The 21,287-nt window shown below is 41.8% G+C and carries 17 protein-coding genes; 13 read left to right on the forward strand and 4 right to left on the reverse strand.

The features are described from left to right. The first annotated feature begins 133 nt into the window (after nucleotides 1-133). From ACED20_RS00145 to ACED20_RS00155, 3 genes are all read left to right on the forward strand, one after another. Nucleotides 134-1,516: an MFS transporter gene (locus tag ACED20_RS00145; RefSeq protein WP_378103227.1), complete on the forward strand. Its 1,383-nt coding sequence runs from the start codon at nucleotides 134-136 to the stop codon at nucleotides 1,514-1,516. A 279-nt stretch (nucleotides 1,517-1,795) separates the two neighbouring features. Then, nucleotides 1,796-2,542, forward strand: a complete 747-nt coding sequence (locus ACED20_RS00150; protein ID WP_378103228.1) for a metallophosphoesterase — start codon at nucleotides 1,796-1,798, stop codon at nucleotides 2,540-2,542. 242 nt (nucleotides 2,543-2,784) lie between these two features. Next, the gene (locus tag ACED20_RS00155; protein WP_378103229.1) at nucleotides 2,785-3,387 is read left to right on the forward strand and encodes a hypothetical protein; all 603 of its coding nucleotides are present in this window, start codon (nucleotides 2,785-2,787) and stop codon (nucleotides 3,385-3,387) included. A gap of 55 nt (nucleotides 3,388-3,442) precedes the next feature. Here the strand turns inward: ACED20_RS00155 and ACED20_RS00160 are convergent, their stop codons facing one another. From ACED20_RS00160 to ACED20_RS00175, 4 genes are all read right to left on the reverse strand, one after another. Further along, on the reverse strand, nucleotides 3,443-5,704 hold the full coding sequence (locus ACED20_RS00160) for a glycoside hydrolase family 3 C-terminal domain-containing protein (protein WP_378103230.1): 2,262 nt from the start codon (nucleotides 5,702-5,704) through the stop codon (nucleotides 3,443-3,445). A 443-nt stretch (nucleotides 5,705-6,147) separates the two neighbouring features. Continuing rightward, nucleotides 6,148-6,960, reverse strand: a complete 813-nt coding sequence (gene metQ, locus ACED20_RS00165; protein WP_378103231.1) for a methionine ABC transporter substrate-binding lipoprotein MetQ — start codon at nucleotides 6,958-6,960, stop codon at nucleotides 6,148-6,150. A 247-nt stretch (nucleotides 6,961-7,207) separates the two neighbouring features. Further along, the gene (locus ACED20_RS00170) at nucleotides 7,208-7,864 is read right to left on the reverse strand and encodes a methionine ABC transporter permease MetI (RefSeq protein ID WP_294264101.1); all 657 of its coding nucleotides are present in this window, start codon (nucleotides 7,862-7,864) and stop codon (nucleotides 7,208-7,210) included. Next, nucleotides 7,857-8,885, reverse strand: a complete 1,029-nt coding sequence (locus tag ACED20_RS00175; protein ID WP_345766032.1) for an ATP-binding cassette domain-containing protein — start codon at nucleotides 8,883-8,885, stop codon at nucleotides 7,857-7,859. Before ACED20_RS00175 ends, ACED20_RS00170 begins: the two co-directional genes overlap by 8 nt. 470 nt (nucleotides 8,886-9,355) lie before the next feature. Between ACED20_RS00175 and ACED20_RS00180 the strand changes: the two genes are divergently transcribed. The 10 genes from ACED20_RS00180 (at nucleotide 9,356) to queA (ending at nucleotide 21,215) form a co-directional block, all read left to right on the forward strand. Next, nucleotides 9,356-9,652, forward strand: coding sequence for a GNAT family N-acetyltransferase (locus ACED20_RS00180; protein ID WP_294264105.1), 297 nt, complete (start codon nucleotides 9,356-9,358; stop codon nucleotides 9,650-9,652). 202 nt (nucleotides 9,653-9,854) lie between these two features. Then, complete coding sequence (locus tag ACED20_RS00185; protein ID WP_345766031.1) at nucleotides 9,855-10,883, forward strand: pirin family protein; 1,029 nt, start codon at nucleotides 9,855-9,857, stop codon at nucleotides 10,881-10,883. 323 nt (nucleotides 10,884-11,206) lie between these two features. After that, nucleotides 11,207-13,333, forward strand: coding sequence for a DNA topoisomerase 3 (locus ACED20_RS00190; RefSeq protein WP_378103232.1), 2,127 nt, complete (start codon nucleotides 11,207-11,209; stop codon nucleotides 13,331-13,333). Between the two features lie 78 nt (nucleotides 13,334-13,411). Beyond that, nucleotides 13,412-14,194, forward strand: coding sequence for an alpha/beta fold hydrolase (locus tag ACED20_RS00195; RefSeq protein ID WP_378103233.1), 783 nt, complete (start codon nucleotides 13,412-13,414; stop codon nucleotides 14,192-14,194). A gap of 323 nt (nucleotides 14,195-14,517) precedes the next feature. Further along, nucleotides 14,518-14,940 (forward strand): PaaI family thioesterase, encoded by a 423-nt coding sequence (locus tag ACED20_RS00200; RefSeq protein WP_294312617.1) that lies wholly within the window; start codon nucleotides 14,518-14,520, stop codon nucleotides 14,938-14,940. Between the two features lie 731 nt (nucleotides 14,941-15,671). Further along, a complete protein-coding gene (locus tag ACED20_RS00205) occupies nucleotides 15,672-16,016 on the forward strand; it encodes a phage holin family protein (RefSeq protein WP_294229493.1) in 345 nt (114 codons plus the stop codon). 441 nt (nucleotides 16,017-16,457) lie between these two features. Beyond that, nucleotides 16,458-18,452 carry a S9 family peptidase gene (locus tag ACED20_RS00210; protein ID WP_378103234.1) on the forward strand — a complete coding sequence of 665 codons (1,995 nt, stop codon included), beginning with the start codon at nucleotides 16,458-16,460 and terminating at the stop codon, nucleotides 18,450-18,452. 111 nt (nucleotides 18,453-18,563) lie between these two features. After that, nucleotides 18,564-19,052 (forward strand): DNA-deoxyinosine glycosylase, encoded by a 489-nt coding sequence (locus ACED20_RS00215; protein WP_294229488.1) that lies wholly within the window; start codon nucleotides 18,564-18,566, stop codon nucleotides 19,050-19,052. Beyond that, a complete protein-coding gene (locus tag ACED20_RS00220) occupies nucleotides 19,049-19,726 on the forward strand; it encodes a hypothetical protein (RefSeq protein ID WP_295220593.1) in 678 nt (225 codons plus the stop codon). The genes ACED20_RS00215 and ACED20_RS00220 overlap by 4 nt, the downstream gene beginning before the upstream one ends. A gap of 439 nt (nucleotides 19,727-20,165) precedes the next feature. After that, the gene (gene queA, locus ACED20_RS00225; protein ID WP_294198956.1) at nucleotides 20,166-21,215 is read left to right on the forward strand and encodes a tRNA preQ1(34) S-adenosylmethionine ribosyltransferase-isomerase QueA; all 1,050 of its coding nucleotides are present in this window, start codon (nucleotides 20,166-20,168) and stop codon (nucleotides 21,213-21,215) included. The last annotated feature ends 72 nt before the right edge of the window (nucleotides 21,216-21,287 follow it).

The raw sequence follows: 21,287 nt of genomic DNA on the forward strand, positions 1-21,287 counted from the left end.
TATCGGGGTTAAAAGCTTAATAAAAGTACAATCGTTCTTTTTAAGTAATTTATAGATTAAATATGTTCCAAATTTAATCTATAATTTTTACATACGTCCTGTTATTTTTAATTTTGCAGCATAATTAAATAGTATGGATAGGAAGAATTTATTATTGATGATCGCATCGGCAGGCACATTTGTGGAAGCATTGGATATTGCCATTATTAACTTAACGATTCCTTCCATCCAGGAGCAGTTTGGGATCACCACCGAAACCGTTCAGTGGCTGCAAACCCTTTACGTATTGTTTTTCGGAGGATTCCTGATTATCGGTGGAAAATTATCCGACCAGGTCGGAAGCAGGAAAATTTTTCTCTGGGGTTCCCTGATCTTTATGCTGACATCTTTAGGAGCCGGACTGTCCACAAGTTTCGGGACACTGGCGGTTTTCAGGGCATTGCAGGGATTGGGAGCGGCTTTCATCATGCCTTCGGCTATGTCGATCGTCACCCATACGTTTAGGGAAGAGCGGGAGCGGAGCCGTGCCGTAGGGATTTTCAGTTCCTTTGCTGCGATAGGTTCCGGAAGCGGACTGTCATTGGGAGGAATCATCAGCACGTATCTGAGCTGGCATTGGGTATTCTTGATCAATGTTCCTGTTTTACTGATCACTTTGATTTTTGCCTACCGGTATCTTCCCAAAGATAAAAAGGAGGTAACCCAAAAAACGGACCTGCTTTCAGGCGTATTGTTGGTGCTGGGACTGTTGGGACTTACTTATGGGACCCATGAGCTGATTCATATCAAAGAATATCCCTTTAGGGTGGCGGGTGCTTTATTCCTGGCTGCCGTGTTGCTGGTGCTGGTCATGTACCGTCTGAAATCGACAGCGCAACCCCTGATCGACGTTAAAATATTCAGGCACCGTTCACTCATGGTTTCCAATTTTGCATTCGTCGCATTGGGTGCCTTTTTTATCGGATTCTTATTCCTGATTTCTCTGATGCTGCAGAAAGACATGAGCCACAGTGCGGCTTCGGCGGGGCTGATGCTTGTTCCTTTCAGCATTATGTCGGCCTTGGTTGCGAAATTTGTATTGCCTTTGGTCGCTAAGAGACTGAGTTCGGCACAGATGGGAATTTTCGGGTGGGTATTTATGCTGACAGGGGCCATTGTATTGCTCATCTCCATACATTCCGGTCATCCGTTGCCCCTGGTTTTATCGGGCGCAGCCTGCATATCGGGAATTGGGATGACTTTCTGTTTTACGGCATTATCCGTGCTGGGAATTCATGAGGTGGCTGCTGCAGATTATGGAGTAGCTTCCAGTCTGGGTTCCACCAGTTATTTTCTGGGGGCGGGCCTCGGATTGTCTTTCATGACGCTGATGAGCCAGGTTTTCCCTTCGGTGTTGGCTGTAGGCGATTTAAGCATCACGATATTAATTGGCTATGCGGTTTTTGCGTTGAGCATGCTGTTTTACTTCATGATCAGAAGCCTTAGAAATGAACCGCGGGAAGTTGCTGTTTCTTAGAGGATGTTTAAATTTTTAAGTCAGAAATTTCCTTTATACCTCTTAATTTTCTGACTTAAAATAAACTTTGTTAATTCTTCGCTCAGTATGATGATCCCAATGATTTTAGTGAATAGTATTGAATGTACAATATGTTGATTTTTAACTAAATAAATTAATTTATTAACTTTAAAAATAAATTCCAAATTTTAAAAAGGATCTCAGGCGAATTTTCCTTTAACTGAATTATATTGATAAAGGACCGGTGCAATGTACCGGTTCTTTTGTTATTTTAGCGGGATGAAAATACAGATCATCAGCGATCTTCACCAGGAATTCGGAATTACCGAACTGTCGTTTGACCGTGCGGATGTTGTTGTTTTGGCCGGCGATATAAATCTGGGAACAAAAGGAATCGAATGGATCAAAGTAAAGATCAGGGATAAACCGGTGATCTATGTTCTCGGAAACCATGAATACTACAAAGGTTCCTATCCGAAAACACTGCACAAGATAAAAGAAGCTGCCCGTAATTCCAATATTTTTGTACTGGAAAATGATTCCGTGGATATCGAGGGGATCCGTTTTCACGGGGCAACGCTCTGGACTGATTTTTCCATTTTCGGGGATCCGCGGTATTACGGATTTGTCTGCCAGAACGGGATGAACGATTATAAGCAGATCCGGCGCGATCCGTCCTATTCAAAAATGCGATCCATCGATATTTTTAAGATTCATCAGTTTTCAAAATTATGGCTGAAAGAAAGCCTGGAGAATTCAAAAGACATGAAAAATATCGTGGTGACCCATCATGCACCCAGCATTCAGTCGGTTCCGGAACATTTTAAAGAAGATCCGCTTAGTTCAGCTTATGCTTCGGATCTTGAGGGTTTTATTCTGGAGTACCAGCCGCTGTACTGGATCCACGGCCATATCCATACGCCGAAACGGTATACAATAGGAGAGACGGAAGTTATCTGCAATCCGTATGGCTATATCAGTGAAAAGTATAATAGCTATGAAAAGGAGTTGATGGTGGAGATTTAAAACCAATTAATGTGGAGTCTAAGTAAAAACAAGGTTTAAAAGGCTGGAAGAAGGAAGCTGGATGCTGGAAGTTTCTTCTGTCGATATATTGCTGGCGTCCTATATATTAAATGATATTGTTTGTGTGCTGTTAAGAGAGAACTATATCTAAAATCAGGACCATATTTCTGCTTTTTTATTTTTAAGTCACTGAAAACAAGTTACATAGTGTAGAATTTATATTGATTTAATTTGATGATATCTTGAAACCGGAAAAGATAACAGAGAAAGCGTTCGATTATTTAGATCAGGCTTATGAAATTATTTTCGCTTACAGCCATGATTATGAAAAGGCAAACCCAGAATTAACCGATCTCCTGAATCGTGCTGAAAATGAGAAATTTGTAAAAAATTCTGCTTATTATCAGTTAATGGGAACTTTGGCCTATTTCATCTGTAAATCGAAGGTGAAAAATACCCCTTATCAGAATCTGCTTCCCGGGAATCCTGTGGTGGAGAATCCTTTTAAATGGTCGCTGGACATTGATACATATAATCCCCCTTTACAGTATCTGTATGGTCTGTATCTTTACGATACGGGAAAATTTTTAAAAGCAGAATCTGTGTTTTCGGAAATTGACATCCGGTATTTTCAGGATCTGGAATTGAATGACAGGGCAATCAAAATCAAAGAGCTGATCCTTTGCTGTAAAATATTTTTGGATGAGATCTCCGAAGATGAGATTGTAAAATTTATTGGAGAGACAGCGGATCAGGAAGGAGATCACCTGTGGGATCTGGTTGAAACATTGAAATTGAATGCTAAGTATTATACCCAAAGGATTCGTTCTGCATTAAAGGAATAAAAATACCCGGGCTAAAGCCCGGGCATTCACGTTTTAGAAATATATATAAGTAAAATTACTTCAGGGTAAACTTCACCTTGGTTTTGATGGCATCGGAAGAATTTCCGATCTGTGCTTCGAAATCTCCCGGCTCTGCTACCCAGTCGTGCTTCTGCGCGTCGAAGAAACTTAAAGCCGTTTTATCAATGGTAAAGGTAACTTCCTTCTGTTCGCCGGGGTTCAGGTACACCTTTTCAAAGCCTTTCAGTTCTTTGACCGGCCTTTCCACGGAAGATTTCAGATCCGAAATGTATAATTGGGCTACTTCTGCACCGGCTCTTTTTCCGGTGTTTTTCACGGAAACCGTAAAGGTGATCGTATCGTCCTGAGACATCGTTGTCTTATCGGCTTTAGCCTTTCCGAACTCAAAAGTCGTATAGCTTAATCCATGTCCGAAACTGAATAAGGGTTTTATTTTTTTGGTGTCGTGCCATCGGTAACCCACAAAGATTCCCTCGTTATAAGCAATATTGATCGGGTTTTTCTGGTCTTTGCCCTTATCTGCTGCCAGCTCTTCTTTGTTACCGGGATATTCTCCCAACTTATGCGCAGAATTATCTTCTAACCGCACCGGGAAGGTGAACGGAAGTTTACCCGATGGATTTGCATCTCCTGCTAAAACAGAAGCGATAGAATTTCCTGCTTCGGAGCCCAGATACCAGGCCTGGACCACCGTAGGAACCTCCTTGATCCATGGCATGGCTACTGCATTTCCGGAAATCAATACCACAGCCAGGTTTTTATTGGCTTTGGCAAGAGCGGAAATTACATGATCCTGATTATAAGGTAACCCGTAGCTTTTACGGTCGTTCCCTTCACTATCCTGGAAATCTGCTTTGTTCAGGCCGCCGATGAAAATGACGTAGTCTGAATTTTGTGCCAATTCTACCGCTTCATTCAGGAGTTCCTGTGGAGAACGGGTGTCTTTCAGGTCCTGTCCGGATTTTACGCCGTTGTATTCGCCGCCGATATCACCCACATATCCTCTTGCATACTGCACCTCGGATTGTTTCCCGAATCGTGCCTTAATTCCATCCAGAGGAAGGGTTTCGTATTTCACTTTCAATGACGAAGAACCGCCGCCAACGGTCATGATCTTAATAGCATTTTCACCGATTACGGCTATCTTTTTCGCCTTGTTTATGTCAACCGGAAGAACACTGCCCTGGTTTTTCAGCAATACGATTCCTTCTTCCCCGATCTCTTTGGCAATCGCTTTATGCTCTTCGGAAGCAATATTGCCAAAAGGTTTGTTACGATTCATCGTTGTTTTATAGGCCAAATTCAGGAGCCTTGAAACTTTGTCGTCCAGTTCTTTGGTTCCTACTTTTCCGGATCTAATTAAATCTAAATATGGCTTTGCTAAATAATAGTTGTCGTAGGCATTTTTAGTTCCGGCTGAAAGCCCGTTGGTCCAGCTTCCGAATTCGAGATCCAGTCCGTTGTGGATGGCCTGTTCCGTATTGTTTACCGCGCCCCAGTCGGAAACCACCACGCCTTTGTATTTCCATTCGCCTTTTAAAATATCATTCAAGAGATACTGGTTCTGGCTGGCATATTGGCCTTTGTACATATCATATGCGCCCATGATCGTCCATGAATCACCTTCCGTTACGGCTGCTTTGAAAGCCGGCAGATAAATTTCATAGAGTGTCCGGTCGTCTACTTTTACATTGCTCGTATGACGGAACATTTCCTGGTTGTTCAGGGCAAAATGTTTTACAGAGGTGGCCACGCCGTTAGACTGTACTCCTTTGATGTAAGGCACCACCATTTTTGAGGTCAGATAAGGATCTTCGCCCATATATTCGAAATTCCGGCCGTTCAGGGGAGTCCTGTAAATATTAACGCCCGGCCCTAAAAGAATGTCTTTTTTACGGTAACGGGCCTCTTCACCGAGTGCTTTTCCATAATTCCATGACACTTTTTTGTTCCAGGTTGCCGAAAGAGCGGTCAGGGCAGGGTAGGCAATAATGGAATCGTTGGTCCAGCCTGCCTGGTTCCACTCGTCCCACATTACTTCCGGGCGAACGCCATGTGGTCCGTCGGTGGTCCAGAATTCAGGAATTCCCAGTCTCGGAACGCCGGGTGAACTGAATTTTGACTGGGCATGAAGCATTGCCACTTTTTCTTCCAGCGTCATTCTTGAAAGTGCGTCCTGCACACGCTGTTCCACAGGTTTTGATTCATCCAGATATACCGGAAGCGAGGTATTTTGAGCCATATAAGAAGCCGAAATAAGAGTGAATAAGCTTACAATGGCGGTTTTCTTTAACATAAAAAGCCTTTTTTGATTGGTAACAAAAATAGCAAAAATATTTATAGTCTCAAATTGAGAAAATAAATATTTATGTTAAATGGTTATTAATGACCAGCTTTTTTTCTGAAAAAAAAGCAACTTAAAAGCCTGAAGATGGAACATGGATGTTTCTTCTATCAACATCTTGCTACCGGTCCTGCATACAAAAAAATATAATACCGCAGGAGCATCTGAACAATAACCCGGGTTTAATAATTATTCCTGCAAGGCTTGATTTTATCTGTAAATAATTTAACCCCAGACGACGCCCGGGGTTAATACCACCATTACAGAACCGGACGCGCTCTTTATCGGGTTTAAAATATTGACAATGATTTAAAAACCATCGAATTCACGTCAAATTGTTAATTTTAACTTGAAAGAATTGACAAGCAAAGGGGATTGACCATTCACCAGCGACATTATTTCCATCCTTTAACCGCACCGCCTTTGAAAATCTCTTCGGCTTTTCTCGCCACTTCATCCGATTCGTAGGCTTTTACGAAATTTTTCACTTTTTCCGAGGTTTTGTTATCTTCTCTGGAAACGATTACATTCATATAAGGAGAATCTTTATCTTCCCTGAAGATTCCCTGTTTCTCGGCATCCAGTCCGGCCTGGGCAGCGAAATTATTGTTGATGATGGCAATAACAACTTCTTTATCATCCAATACCCTCGGCAATTGCGGAGCCTCGATTTCAAGGATTTTCAGCTGCTTCGGGTTCTCGGCGATATCCGTTACCTTTGGAAGCAGGCCGATGCCGTCTTTTAATTTCAGTAAACCGTTTTTCTGCAGTAGAAGCAGGGAACGTCCGCCATTGGTAGGATCATTGGGGATCACAACCGTGCTTCCGTTTTGCAGTTCACTGATATTTCTGATCTTCTTTGAGTAGGCTACGATAGGGTAAACAAAAGTATTTCCGACCACCGCAAGCTTATAGCCCCGCTGCCTGGACTGCTCCGTTAAATAAGGTACATGCTGAAAAGCATTCGCATCAATATCGCCGTTATTCAGGGCTTCGTTGGGAACCACATAGTCGTTAAAGGACACCAGCTCCACATCGAGGTTATACTTTTCTTTGGCTACTTTTTTAGCCGCTTCGGCAATTTCCTGTTCCGGTCCGGAAGTAATGCCGACACGGATAAAATTGGGATTGTCCTTCTTTGAAGAATTGCAGGAAGTTAACAGAAAAAGAACAACTGTTACAAAACTTAAAATCTTTATTTTTTTCATTGTTGATTATTTTCATTTCAAAAAACGGCGAAAAGGAAAAAGGGATCTTTAATAAACTAATAAAATATAGCTTTTACCTTCAAGGCTTCCTTTCCGCCGACTGATGGCCGGAATCTCCAAACCACCACACGAGTTCACATTCACACTATATTAAAATCACTTAATACCATCACTTATAATCCTTAGTCTCACATACTCTCTTACCCACATACTCTCACACTCTCACTCTCATACTCTCCAACCCCATCTACCGATGATCAAACCTTTTCGCCAGCCGGTCTCCCGAAAACTGGATAATAAAAACGATGGCCACCAGCAAAGCCAGAACAAGGTTCATAATTACAGCGTCATAGCCGATATAGCCGTATTGATACCCGATCTGTCCCAATCCGCCGGCTCCGACCGCACCGCCCATCGCTGAATAGCCCACCAGCGTAATCAAAGTAATCGTTGCATTATTGATCAGTGAAGGCAAAGCTTCCGGCAGTAAAATTTTCCGGACGATCTGAAAGGGAGTGGCGCCTAAAGCCCTTGCGGTTTCGATTAAGCCCTGCGGGACTTCCAGCAGGCTGTTTTCTACCAGACGGGCAATAAATGGTGCGGCACCGATGCTCAGCGGTACCAATGCGGCATTCACTCCGATGGAGGTCCCGACCAGGCTTCTCGTAAAGGGAATCATCCACACGATCAGGATAATAAAAGGAATCGAACGGAAAATATTAACCAGAACAGACAGTATCCTGTTGTACACCATATTTTCCAGCAACTGTTCTTTTCTCGTTAAAAACAGCAGAATTCCTACGGGCAGACCCAGAACAAAACCGAAAAATCCCGACACGAAAGTCATAAAAACCGTTTCCCAGATACCCTTTGATAAGAGGGAAATTACCGTCTCACTAAGCATATCCTCTTACCGTATTTTGAATTTTATTCTGATTGAAATAATAGATCGCCTGCTGGTTTTTCTCCTCTTCGCCCTGCAGCTGTAGCAGCAGTTTCCCGAAATTTGAATCTCCGAGATATTCGACGTCAGCCTTCAGCAGTTTATAAGGGATTTTATATTTTTCATAGATGATGAAAAGCAGTTCTTCAACGGAAATCTTTTCGTTAAGTTCTACTTCAACCAGCGGGAATAATCCTTCCTGCGGTTCTTTCTGTAGTTTTTTATTCAGTTCCTGGGGTATGGTCATAACGCCTGAGTTTAAAAATTGTTTGATAATCGGGTTTTCCTTATCGGAGATAATTTCCCTTAAAGTGCCTTTGGAAATAAGCTTTCCCTTATCGATTACGGCAACGTGGTTGCAGACCGATTTAATAACTTCCATTTCATGGGTAATCAGCAGGATGGTGATGCGCAGCCTGTGATTGATATCCCTCAACAGCTGCAGGATCGATTGTGTGGTAGCCGGATCCAGTGCACTGGTCGCCTCGTCGCAGAGCAGGAGGTAGGGATTGTTTGCCAGAGCCCTCGCGATGGCTACCCTTTGTTTTTGCCCGCCCGAAAGGCTTTTGGGATAGTCGTGTGCTTTATCTTCCAGGCCGACGATTTTTAGTAAATCATTAACCTTCCGGTTGATTTCAGATTTATCAAGGTTATCCAATTCTAACGGAAGCGCAATATTTTCAGAAACCGTTCTGGAAGACAGTAAGTTGAAATGCTGGAAGATCATTCCGATCTTTTTTCTTTCGCTGGCCAGCTGCCGGGAATTCAATTTCATAAAATCTTTTCCGTTAATGATGATTTCACCCTTGTCGGGCTTTTCCAGCAGGTTTATCGTCCGGATCAGCGTGCTTTTTCCGGCTCCGGAAAACCCGATAATTCCTACGATATCGCCTTTTTCAATATTCAGGCTTACATCATCAAGTGCTTTGAAGGATTGGTTTTTCTGATGGAAGGTTTTGGAAATATTTTTGATCTGTATCATGTTAATGTTGGTCTGGGTAAATAAAAAAGGCTCTACAACGTGGTAAAGCCTTTAAAAAATATGTCATATAAAAGTAAGGTCAACCACCGCAATTTCGTATGCCAGGCATACAGCAATACATCATCATGGTATTGATGGTTTGCTTTGTTATGGAATGGGTTCTGAATACTGACTTCATTTTATTTCTTTGTCTGATTACGGTTGCAAATATAAGGCATAAATTTCTATTAGTCTACTAAAAAAGTAGACTTTTTTGTAGTGAATTCTGATTGTTGTATTTAATTGATTGATAATTAAGGTTTTAATTTTTAAAAAGAAATGAAAGGTCTTCCAGACTTAATTATAAATACGGCCGGATTCTGAGTTTTTGCTGTTGATGACGGATTCTTTAAAAAAATAAAAAATTATCATAGATCATGACCTGGAAATTTTAAACCGCTTAATTTTACGGTAACATTAAAATCAGAATTATGGAAAGAACGGAAGTTGTTTTAGGAAACGTAAGAGGGGAAATTCAGCTTTTCTCAGATGATAAAAAAGCCGGGAAAATGGATATTTCAGTAATCGGCGATAAGCTTACCGTGTATCATACGGAAGTGAATGAAGAATTTGAAGGCCGGGGCTTTGCGAAGATCCTTCTTGAAAAACTGGTAGGCTATGCGAGGGAGCATCATCTGAAAATTGTTCCGCTCTGTCCGTACGTTCATGCACAGTTCAAAAGGCATCCCGATGAATACAACGATGTTTGGCTGAAAGAACAGATGTAGGAAATGGTCCGAATGACGAAACTGTTTTTAAACCGGAACATATTAAAAAAACTCAGTGAGCTTTTATGAGTTTACGGCTTTGTGAACCTAGAAAACATTCAGCATTAAAAAAGAGCTTTGTGGGCTTTGCGTTAAAATTAATTTAAAATGTTAAAAAAAACAGTACTGTTTCACACCACCTTTAACCTTTAATTAAAATCAAATGAAAAAATTGAACTTCTTAGTGATCGGAAAGAACCAGGAAATATTGGATACCCTGAAAAGGGTGATTGAAAAAAATGAAGGCTGGAATGCAAATATTCTTATTGATGAAGAGCAAAGCCGGGATTTTATCACCACCCATGAAGTGGATATTGTACTGCTGAGTTCCGGACTGGAAGACCGGTTTGAAAAAGACATCAAAGCTTTCTGTAAAAATCTGGATAAAAAGGTTAACGTGATCGAACATTACGGTGGCGGAAGCGGCCTGCTGCGCAGTGAAGTGGAAGAACTTTATGCTGAGCGCAGAGATCCTGAAAAAAGGGTTGTTCACCGTGCCGGTTCCGGAGGAATCACGGATATGGGCTGGGTTTCCGGTGAAAAAACCTTCAGCTTTAGCGAATTTTATGATCCTGAACGCATCCGCTTCGGGGCTTTAAGGGTTTTAAACGATGATTCCATAGAAGCCGGAAAAGGTTTCGGGACCCATCCCCACGACAATATGGAGATCATCAGCATCGCCCTGGAAGGAACGCTGATTCATGAAGATAACCTTGGGAACCGGACCGAAATAAAAGGCGGCGATGTGCAGGTGATGAGTGCCGGAACCGGCGTGATGCACAGCGAATTCGGCAAGGAAGGAAGCGGTTTCGGGAAATTCCTGCAGATATGGATCTACCCGAATCAAAGAAACGTTACGCCAAGATACGACCAGATGACGCTGGACCCGGCCAAAAGTAAGAACCGCTTCCAGCAAATCCTTTCGCCTGATCCCGAAGACGACGGAATCTGGATCTATCAGGAGGCCTGGTTTCACCTGGGATATTTTGAAAATCATACGGAAACTCTTTACGAGATTAAAAAAGAAGGAAACGGAGTCTATGCCTTCATCATTAAAGGAAGCGCGGAAATTGACGGCGAACACTTAGGAGCCAAAGACGGTTTCGGCATCAGCGGGATTTCTGACTTAAAAATCAAAGTGACTTCGGAGAATACGGAGATTCTTTTGATGGATGTGCCGATGGTGAAATAAGAAATCTGACTGTTGTTGGAAGGAATGTACAGCTCATACCATCAATGAAAAATAAAATACCTAAATGTTGGTAAGGCTTTCTTTCAAAGGAAGCTTTTCTTTTTCATGCATTAGCAAAAATCTTGTATTTCGGGAATAGTATTTATAAATCAGATTCTAAAAAGAAAGCATGTTGTTTTTACAGCAATGAGCAGACATTTGAAGAGGAAATAAAGATATGATAAATTGTCAGTTTTGGTTGGCAGTTAATGAGCAATTTTAACAAATTAGCAAATTCCAAAAAAATTCCCGATTTTTGCCCTCTTCAAAATCCCGAGAACTTCATGAAACTTTGTATTGCCGAAAAACCCAGTGTTGCCAGAGATATTGCCAAAGTATTGGGCGCGACGACGCCCAAGCAGGGCTATATGGAAGGAAACGGCTATTGCGTGACGTGGACATTCGGGCACCTCTGCACCCTCAAGGAACCGCATGATTACGGTCCGCAGTACAAATCCTGGAATCTTTTCCTGCTGCCGATCATTCCTCCTAATTTTGGGATCAAATTAATTCCGAACAAAGGCGTTGAAAATCAATTTAAAGTCATTGAAAAGCTGGTGGAAGAATGTAATGAGGTGATCAATTGCGGGGATGCCGGGCAGGAAGGGGAACTGATCCAGCGGTGGGTATTGCAGAAAGCCAAATGCAACAAGCCGGTACAGCGGCTGTGGATTTCATCCCTGACCGAAGAGGCGATTAAAGAAGGCTTTTCAAATTTAAAGCCGGCGGAAGAATATAAAAATTTGTACCTCGCGGGAAATGCCAGAGCGATCGGCGACTGGTTGCTGGGCATCAACGCCACGCGTCTTTTTACAAAAAAATTCGGCGGAAACAAAGCCGTCCTTTCCATCGGAAGGGTGCAGACGCCTACGCTGGCCATGCTGGTGCAGCGGCAGAAAGAGATTGACGCTTTTACCACCGAAGAATACTGGGAACTCAAAACCAAATACCGCGACGTCATTTTCAATGCGGCCATTGACCGTCTTAAAACCCTGGAGCGCGCGGAAAAAGGGCTGGAATATCTGAAGCAGAATCCTTTTGAAATCGTTTCGTTTGAAATTAAAGAAGGCCGGGAAAAAAATCCGAGACTTTTTGATCTAACGGCACTTCAGGTAGAAGCCAATAAGAAATACGGCTATTCTGCAGAAAATACGCTGAACTATATTCAGAGCTTATACGAGAAAAAGCATGTGACCTATCCGCGTGTGGATACGACCTACCTATCCGAAAGCCTGCATCCTAAAATAGACGGCATTCTCCGGAAGATGTATTTCTACCAGGAGCTGATCGCGCCGTTGCTGGAAGCCCCGATCCCGAAATCGAAGGCGGTTTTCGATGATACGAAAGTTACCGACCACCACGCGATTATCCCGACGGAAGTTCCGCCGTCCCAGAATCTGAGCCGTGAGGAAAAGCTCGTATATGATTTGGTAGCCAAACGTTTTATTGCCGTTTTTTATCCGGAATGTAAGATCTCCAATACCCTGGTGGAAGGAAAAGTAGAAACCATCCCTTTTAAAACCAGCGGAAGGCAGGTTTTGGAACAGGGCTGGAGAGCCGTGTATGCCAAAGAGCCGAAAGAAGAAACCACCGACAAGGAAAAAGAAAAGGAGGAGGAACAGACCATCCCTGAATTTATTGTGGGTGAAACCGGACCGCACGATCCGATGATCCACCAGGGAAAAACGTCGCCGCCGAAACCATATACCGAAGCAACTCTTCTGAGAGCCATGGAAACGGCCGGAAGACAGGTGGAAGATGAAGAACTCCGCGAAATGCTCAAAAACAACGGGATCGGAAGGCCGTCGACCCGGGCTAATATTATCGAAACCCTTTTCAAACGGAAATACATCGAAAAGAAAAGGAAAAACCTGATCGCAACCCAAACCGGAATCCAGCTGATCGACACCATTGAAGACGAACTGCTGAAAAGCCCTGAACTTACCGGAGAATGGGAATCCAAGCTCCGCAGAATTGAAAGTGGTCAGTACGAAGCCAACCAGTTTAAGGAAGAGCTGATCCAGATGGTGACGGAACTTACCAAAAAGGTGGTGGACGGAAAAGGAAAGGTAATTTCCCTGGAAGAAGAAAAAACGGAGATCGTTAAAGAAAAGAAAAAACGGGAGCCGGCGGTAAAAAAAGAACTGGCAGCCTGGGAGGAAACCCAATGCCCGAAATGCAGACAACACCATCTGCTGAAAGGAAAAACCGCAGTCGGCTGTTCCGATTTCAAAAACTGCGGATTCAAAGTATCCTTTGAAATCTTCGGTAAAAAGCTGTCGGATAAACAATTGATGGACCTGGTCGTAAAAGGGAAAAGTTCAAAACTGAAAGGCTTTACGACTCATCCGGAAACCCTTTCTGAAGGTATTTTGTCCATGGATGAAAAGTTTGTTGTAACTCTTGGGTAAATTTTTCTTTCGCCTCTATATTACAGGATTAATACGGGTAAATTTCCTACCTTTAATCTCAGCTAAAATTTTAACAGCATGAAAAAAATAACAGGACTGTTCCTCTTTTTGATGTATACCCTCGGCTTTGCACAAAACCAGAATTTCGGAAAAAATCCCGCTGCCGGAAAAATCCTGCATCTGAAAGACGCTGACATTTATTACGAAGTCTACGGAAGAGGAAAACCCCTGTTCCTGCTTCACGGAAACGGAGGCAGCATCGATGCCTTTGCCAAAGAAATTCCGATCCTTTCAAAACATTTCATGATTATTGCGATGGATTCTCGAGGACAGGGAAAAAGTACGGATGCTTCCAAAGAACCGTTGACCTACAGGAAATTCGCGGACGATGTAAAAATGCTGGCTGATGAATTGAAATTGAAGAAAATCAACATTCTCGGATGGAGTGATGGCGGAAATACCGCACTTGAGTTTGCCATTAAATATCCTGGCCGGGTAAATAAGATTATTACCAGCGGGGCCAATGTCTTTCCTGCAGGAGTTGGGGAAAACGAAGTGCAGTCGATGAAAAATGAAGTGGCTGAAAAAATCGCACAGCAGAAACCCCAAAGTGAAATCCGCCTTCTCCAGCTGATGATTGATGAACCTAAGATTACGAAAGGGCAGCTTAACCAAATCAAAGCCAAAGTTCTCGTAGCGGCCGGAGAAAACGACCTCATCCTCCGTTTCCACACCGAATACATCGCCAAAGAAATTCCGCATTCAAAGCTAAAGATCTATAAAGGTGCTTCTCACGGGGTTCCTGTTGAAAGGGCGGAAGAGCTCAGTAAAGATGTTATTGAATTTATAAAGGAGCCTTAAAGATAAAAGACCGTTTTACGTTTTGTGTCTTTCATCCAAATACATTGTTGGAAAGCGCAATGGTGCAAACGTTTCCGAAATGTGTTGCGGGAAAAGGCGCAAAAAATTTGAAGAAGTCAAATTTTCATACCGCTAAAACTAATCTCTGAAATTTTTCTTTTCAAAATAAGCGGCCTTCAATTTTATCAAAGATAAAATCCTTGCGACCTTTCACGCAAAGTATTAAAAAAAATTGCGACTTTGCGTATTCCGACTCCACTTTTTCTCATCAAAAAATTTTCATGATTTTCCTCATTGCGCTACATTTGTAACAAACCGGAAATATGACCCCAGAAAAAAAGCAGCTGATTACGGACAGCTTCAACCGTTCCGAAACTTTAAAATTCTATAAAGCCGAACTCCTGGAAGCGGAAACCGACTTTATCTCGATGAAAATCCCGAAAATGGAGTTGATGACCCGGAAAGCAGGAATGTTTAACGGGGCTATGATCGCTTCATTGGTGGATGTTTCTTCAGGTTATGCCGCCGTCAGCCATTATGAAGAAGACTGCTATGTGGTAACAGTCGAACTGAAAGTCAATTATCTCAGGCCGGCCATTGGCGATGCGTTGGTTTCCAAATCTTATGTGGTGAAAGGCGGTGCGAAGATCAGTGTGATCCGGACGGAAATTTATACGGTGGATGAAAAAGGAGAATCTGAAAGCCATGTAGCGACTTCCCTGGTAACGATGATGAAAATAAAGTAAAGGTAGGCTGGAAGATGGATGCTGGGTGCTGGAAGTTGTTTTGTCAGCATTGCTCGATTAGTCTTAAATATTAAAACATCTCTTCAGAAATTTCCCAGCCCCAAAGGGGCGGCTTAAAACAGAATCGGGTGCAACCCGATGATTGGTGTTTAATACCATCAAATAACAACAGGAAGAATTTCAGCCAAATTCAACAATTATCGAGCCCCAAAGGGGCGGCTTAAAACAGGATTGGGCGTGTCCCGATGATTGATGTTCAATACCATCAAATAACATCAGAAAGAATTTCAGCCAAATTCAACAATTATCGAGCCCCAAAAGGGCGGCTTAAAACAGGATTGGGCGTGTCCCGATGATTGATGTTCAATACCATCAAATAACATCAGAAAGAATTTCATCCAAATTCAACAATTATCGAGCCCCAAAGGGGCGGCTTAAAACAGGATTGGGCGTGTCCCGATGATTGATGTTCAATACCATCAAATAACAGCAGAAAGAATTTCATCCAAATTCAACAATTATCGAGCCCCAAAGGGGCGGCTTAAAACAGGATCGGGTGCAACCCGATGACTGAAAGGCAATCGAATTATTGAAGAGAATGCAATAACAGAAGCCATAATTTCAACAACCAGCCAACATTTGTTCCATTCAACCCGACGAATATTAAATTTCACTAGGAAATGGAATGCATTTTGTTGCCCAACACCTGATCAACAATAAAAATCAAAAGTATGAATCTCATCATCCGCCTGCTGGTAACCGCTATAGTAGCCTATCTGCTTACCTGGATTTTACCGGGCGTGCAGTTTTCCGGATTTGGAGGGGCGATCATCTTTTCCATCGTTCTCGGACTCCTGAACTTATTTGTAAAACCGGTGCTGAATCTTCTGGGATTGCCGCTTACGATTGTTACATTGGGTTTATTTACGTTGGTCATCAATGCGATCATCATTCTGATCGCGGATTATTTCATCGACAGTATGGAAGTCAACGGATTTTTATGGGCCCTTATTTTCAGCATCCTGTTATCTGTTGTTACTTCGCTTGCTAATTCTATGTTTTCAGATAAAGATTAGAATCAATCAAACAAAGGTTACATATCAATCAACTTGGACGAACTTCGGTTCGTTCTTTTTTTGGACGGATCAAATCATCATTTTCAAAATTCAGGAACCGGGTTTAATAAACCTAACGGGTTTTCGAAATCTGTTAGGTTTAGTCTTTACATCTTATTTTCAGTAAGTTAGTAAGGTGAAAAGTTTCGGGTATTTAAATCCGATCTGGAAAGAAATTTTATTGACCGGATATCGAACAATTCCATTCAGACTTAGGATACTTATTTTTTGATATTGACTGTAAAAATTCCTGCATCCAGCATCCTTCTTCCAGCCTTCTGATAAATTAATCCCGATTCCCGCTTCCTGTTTTATTTTAAATAATTAACTTTGGCAATCTTTGAACTGAATAAGGCCTGCAATTCCTGAAGCTTGATGGGCCGTAAAAATGAATATCAACATATGAAACTTAAGTACAGCCTGCTCGCTATGGCAGCTCCGCTTTTAATGAATGCACAACAACTAATGACGCCTGAAATCCTGTGGACTTTGAAAAAAGTGGGTGTACAGGCCGTTTCTCCGGATCATTCTTCACTTATCTATAAAGTAGGACAGGTAGATCTCAAAACAGAAAAGACCAAAAATGAGAACTATTTCCTGAATGTTCTCAATCACCAGTCCACTAAAATAGATCTGGGTAAAAAATCCCTGATCCAGTGGGATAAAAACGGAATCTATGCGCAGGAAGGAGACAATATATTCCTCTCCAAAGACAGCGGAAAAACATGGACGGAATTTTATACCATTGGAGAAGCTGATAATATCGTGATTTCTCCGGATGGTAAAAAAGTGGCATTCAGCAAACAGGTGCTGATGGAAAAGGTAATGGGAAAAGACAAATATCCCGACACGCCTAAAACCACGGCCCAGGTATACACCGACCTTAACCACCGGCACTGGGATTACTTTAATGAAGGAAAATACAATCATGTTTTCGTAGTCAGTGTTTCTGAAAAGGCAGAGGCTGCCAAAGACCTTTTGGAAGGGAAAATGTGGGATTCGCCGCAACGGCCTTTCGGGGGAGCGGAAGATTTCATCTGGAGTCCTGATTCTTCACAGCTTTTATATGTAACCAAGCCGAAAAGCGGCAAAGAATATGCGACAAGCACCAATACGGATATTTTTGCTTATGATCTGGCTTCGGGAACGACAAAGAATCTAACGGAAGCCAACAAAGGATATGATGTCAATCCTAAATTTAGCCCCGACGGGAAATCTCTGGTGTGGCAGAGTATGGCCAGAGACGGTTATGAAGCGGATAAAAATGACGTGAAGATCATGGACTGGAAATCAGGGAAAATCACCAATCTTACAGCCGGCTGGGACGAAAGCGTTTCCGGTGACGTTTTCTGGAGCGGAGATTCTAAAATGATCTATTTTACGGCAGCTTTCCGAGGGACGAAGCAGCTTTTTTCCTTAGATCCTAAAAATGCGAAAGTTCAGCAGATTACCAAAGGTGAATTTGATGTGAATGAAATATTTGCCGATCAGAAAAATTCGCTTGTGGTAGGACGAACTGATATCAATCATGCGACCGATCTGTTTGCAGTAAACGTTAAAAACGGAGAGATGAAGCAGGTAACGGAAGCCAATAAAGAAATATATGCCCAATTGGCCAAGGGAAAATCTGAGCTGAAGATGGTAAAGACTTCCGACGGTAAAGAAATGGGGGTGTGGTTCCATTATCCGCCCAACTTCGATCCGAATAAAAAATATCCTACCCTGGTGTATTGTCAGGGTGGTCCGCAATCTGCGCTTACCCAGTTTTTCAGCACAAGGTGGAACTTTGCTTTAATGGCAGCCAACGGCTACATCGTTGTGGCCCCGAACAGAAGAGGAATGCCGGGCTGGGGAACGAAATGGAATGAAGAAATTTCAAGAGACTGGGGCGGACAGCCGATGCGCGATTACCTGGCTGCAACGGATTATGCTAAAACATTACCGTATGTTGACGGAAACAGGGTGGCAGCGGTAGGAGCGAGCTACGGAGGATACAGCGTATTCATGCTGGCCGGAATTCACCAGAACCGTTTCAAGACGTTCATCGCACACGACGGACTGTTTGATATGAAATCCTGGTACCTGACGACCGAAGAATTATGGTTTGCCAATTGGGACCTGGGCTCACCGTGGGAAAAACCTTTGCCGAAAGCATACACGGAATTCAATCCGAGCAATTTTGTAGACAAATGGAACAAACCAATCATGATCGTACAGGGCGGAATCGATTACCGTGTGCCTTACGAGCAGGGTCAGGAAGCTTTCCAGGCAGCACAACTCCGCGGACTGAAATCCAAGCTGGTGTATTTCCCGAACGAAAACCACTGGGTACTTCACCCGCAGAACGGATTGGTTTGGCAGAGAGAGTTCTTCGATTGGTTAAAAGAAACATTATAATTCACATGGATGAATTACATCGTATAAAGATAACAATATCAACAGGAGCGGGCTTTTAGCCCGCTTTTTGTTCATTTAAGAAAACGGCTTTAGCCCCAAATTATAATCGTTATGTCAAATAGAATTTCATCCTTTGCGCCCGTCATCGATAATGATTCCAAAATCCTGATCTTAGGCTCGATTCCCGGTGTGAAATCCCTTGAAAAGCAGCAGTATTACGGCCACCCGCAAAACAAATTCTGGAAAATTATATTTGAATTGCTGAATGAGGATTTCGCGGAGGATTATGCTGAAAGAATTCAGGTCCTAAAGAAGCACCATATTGCGCTTTGGGATGTCATCGATTCCTGCGAAAGAAAAGGGAGCCTCGATTCCGAGATTAGGAACGAAGAAGCCAACCGAATCGATGAGCTGCTGGAAAGCCATTCCAATATTAAAGCCGTCTTCTGCAACGGTGGAAAATCGTATAAAAATCTGCAGAAAATCTTAGGAAAAAACTATAAAATTCCTGTATTTTTACTGCCTTCCACCAGCCCGCTTCACACGGTTTCTTTTGAAAAGAAACTGGAAGCATGGAAGGAAATAAAAATATATTTATGAAAAAACTAATACCGCTATTCTTTATTTTCATCTGTATGCGGATATTTTCCCAGGAATATCATTTTGATTACTCAGTAGAAAGCCAGGAAAATCAGACAAAACCAAATAAAGAGAAACGAATATCTACGTCTTTTTACGATACTAGAAATAATGTTTATTTACAATTGGCAAAATACGATAATAGGCTAAGAGCTTCAATCTATGATAAAGATAAGTATTTGAGGCATTCTTTTAAAGTAACCGAAACAAAAGGATCCGTAATATTTGAATATACTCATACAAATGATTTCAGTAAGAGTAAAAATTACAGTTTTTCTAAGAACGAAATTATAGAGGTGAATCAAATTGATTCATTGCATTATGAGGTTGTCGTTTTTAAAAATAAGAAGAAAACAAAAAGAAGATTAACTGCAATCGTATCATTGGAAAAATCAAAGTTTAATTATCTGGAAATGTACATTGAGCATTCCAAAACAGATGAGATGAAAAATAAAATTAAACAGTATCTGGATCTTACTTCTAATCATTACATAATAACAAACATAAAATTAGATTATTCAGAAGGGTATTCTTCAGAGATTTCATACAAGATAACAAACGTCGATTTCTTGTTAAAGCTTCCTGAAAAGCTGATCATAAAAGAATATGATTTCTTTAATGAATTTCAGAAATAGCTTATTCCCCAACATAATGATCATTATTTCTTCATCCTGTAAATTTCCATATACGGCCGAATAAGGAAACAGCCCAAAAAATTCATCTGGAATTCTTAACCGATGCTTTTTCCGATCAGGATTTTGAAAAAATATTGGTTTTCAATTTAGAGCTGAGGTTTCCGAGTATAGCATCCGGATCCTTAAAAACCGTTGTATCATGCGTCACCAGTAAAGTTTGTGCGATTTAATATTTACTGATACGTCTAAAGTTTTTAGGTTTCTACAAATAGTTTTTTAAGGGGACCGATCCCCGTGAAATAACGGTTTCTCAATCGATTTAAAATTAATTTAACATCTGTTTAAATAATACTTGACAAAGGGGTGTCCGATGTCGTATATTTGCAGTCCGAAAATTACACCTTGTAATTTCAGTAATTTTTAAACCGTAATTTAAAAAATGAAAACATCAGATTTTAATTTTGATCTTCCTGCAGAATTATTGGCAGAGCACCCATCCGAACACAGAGACGAAGCAAGACTAATGGTTTTGGACAGAAAAACCGAAACGATTGAGCATAAACTCTTCAAGGATGTGGTAGACTATTTTGACGAAGGAGATCTTTTTATCTTTAACAATACCAAAGTTTTCCCGGCCCGTCTTTACGGAAACAAAGAAAAAACCGGAGCGAAAATCGAAGTTTTCCTATTGAGAGAGCTAGACAAGGAAACGCGTGTTTGGGACGTTCTGGTAGATCCTGCAAGAAAAATCAGAATCGGAAATAAATTATTCTTCACGGAAGACGAATCTCTGGTGGCTGAGGTTATCGACAATACCACTTCAAGAGGAAGAACCCTGAGATTCTTATTCGATGGTTCTTATGAAGAATTCAGAGCCAAACTGAAGGAACTTGGCGAAACGCCGCTTCCTAAATATATCAAAAGAGATGTTGAGCCGGAAGATGCCGAAAGATATCAGACAATCTATGCAAAAGTAGAAGGTGCCGTTGCAGCTCCTACCGCAGGACTTCACTTCTCAAGACATCTGATGAAAAGACTGGAAATAAAAGGGATTGATTTTGCTGAAGTTACCCTTCATGTAGGATTGGGGACCTTTAATCCGATTGAAGTAGAAGACCTTTCCAAGCACAAAATGGAATCTGAGGAAATTTTCATAGATGAGAAAAATGCTCAGATCATCAATAATGCCGTTGATGCTCACAGAAGAGTTTGTGCAGTAGGAACCACCACGATGAGAACCCTGGAAACCTCCGTTTCTTCCAATAAGAAAATTTCCGCTTTCCACGGATGGACGAATAAGTTCATTTATCCGCCGCACGATTTCGGAGTAGCCAACTGTATGATCACCAACTTCCACACGCCGAAATCTACCCTGATTATGATGATTGCAGCGTTTGCAGGAAGAGACTTCATCATGCACGCTTACGAAGAAGCCGTAAAAGAAAAATACAAATTCTACTCGTACGGGGATGCGATGTTAATTTTATAAAAAATAAGTAAAAAGAGCCAGGTTAAAGGTAAAAAGTTAAAGAACACAATATGAAACAAAATGATTTACTTA

Source organism: Chryseobacterium sp. sg2396 (assembly GCF_042610505.1).
Lineage (GTDB): Bacteria > Bacteroidota > Bacteroidia > Flavobacteriales > Weeksellaceae > Chryseobacterium.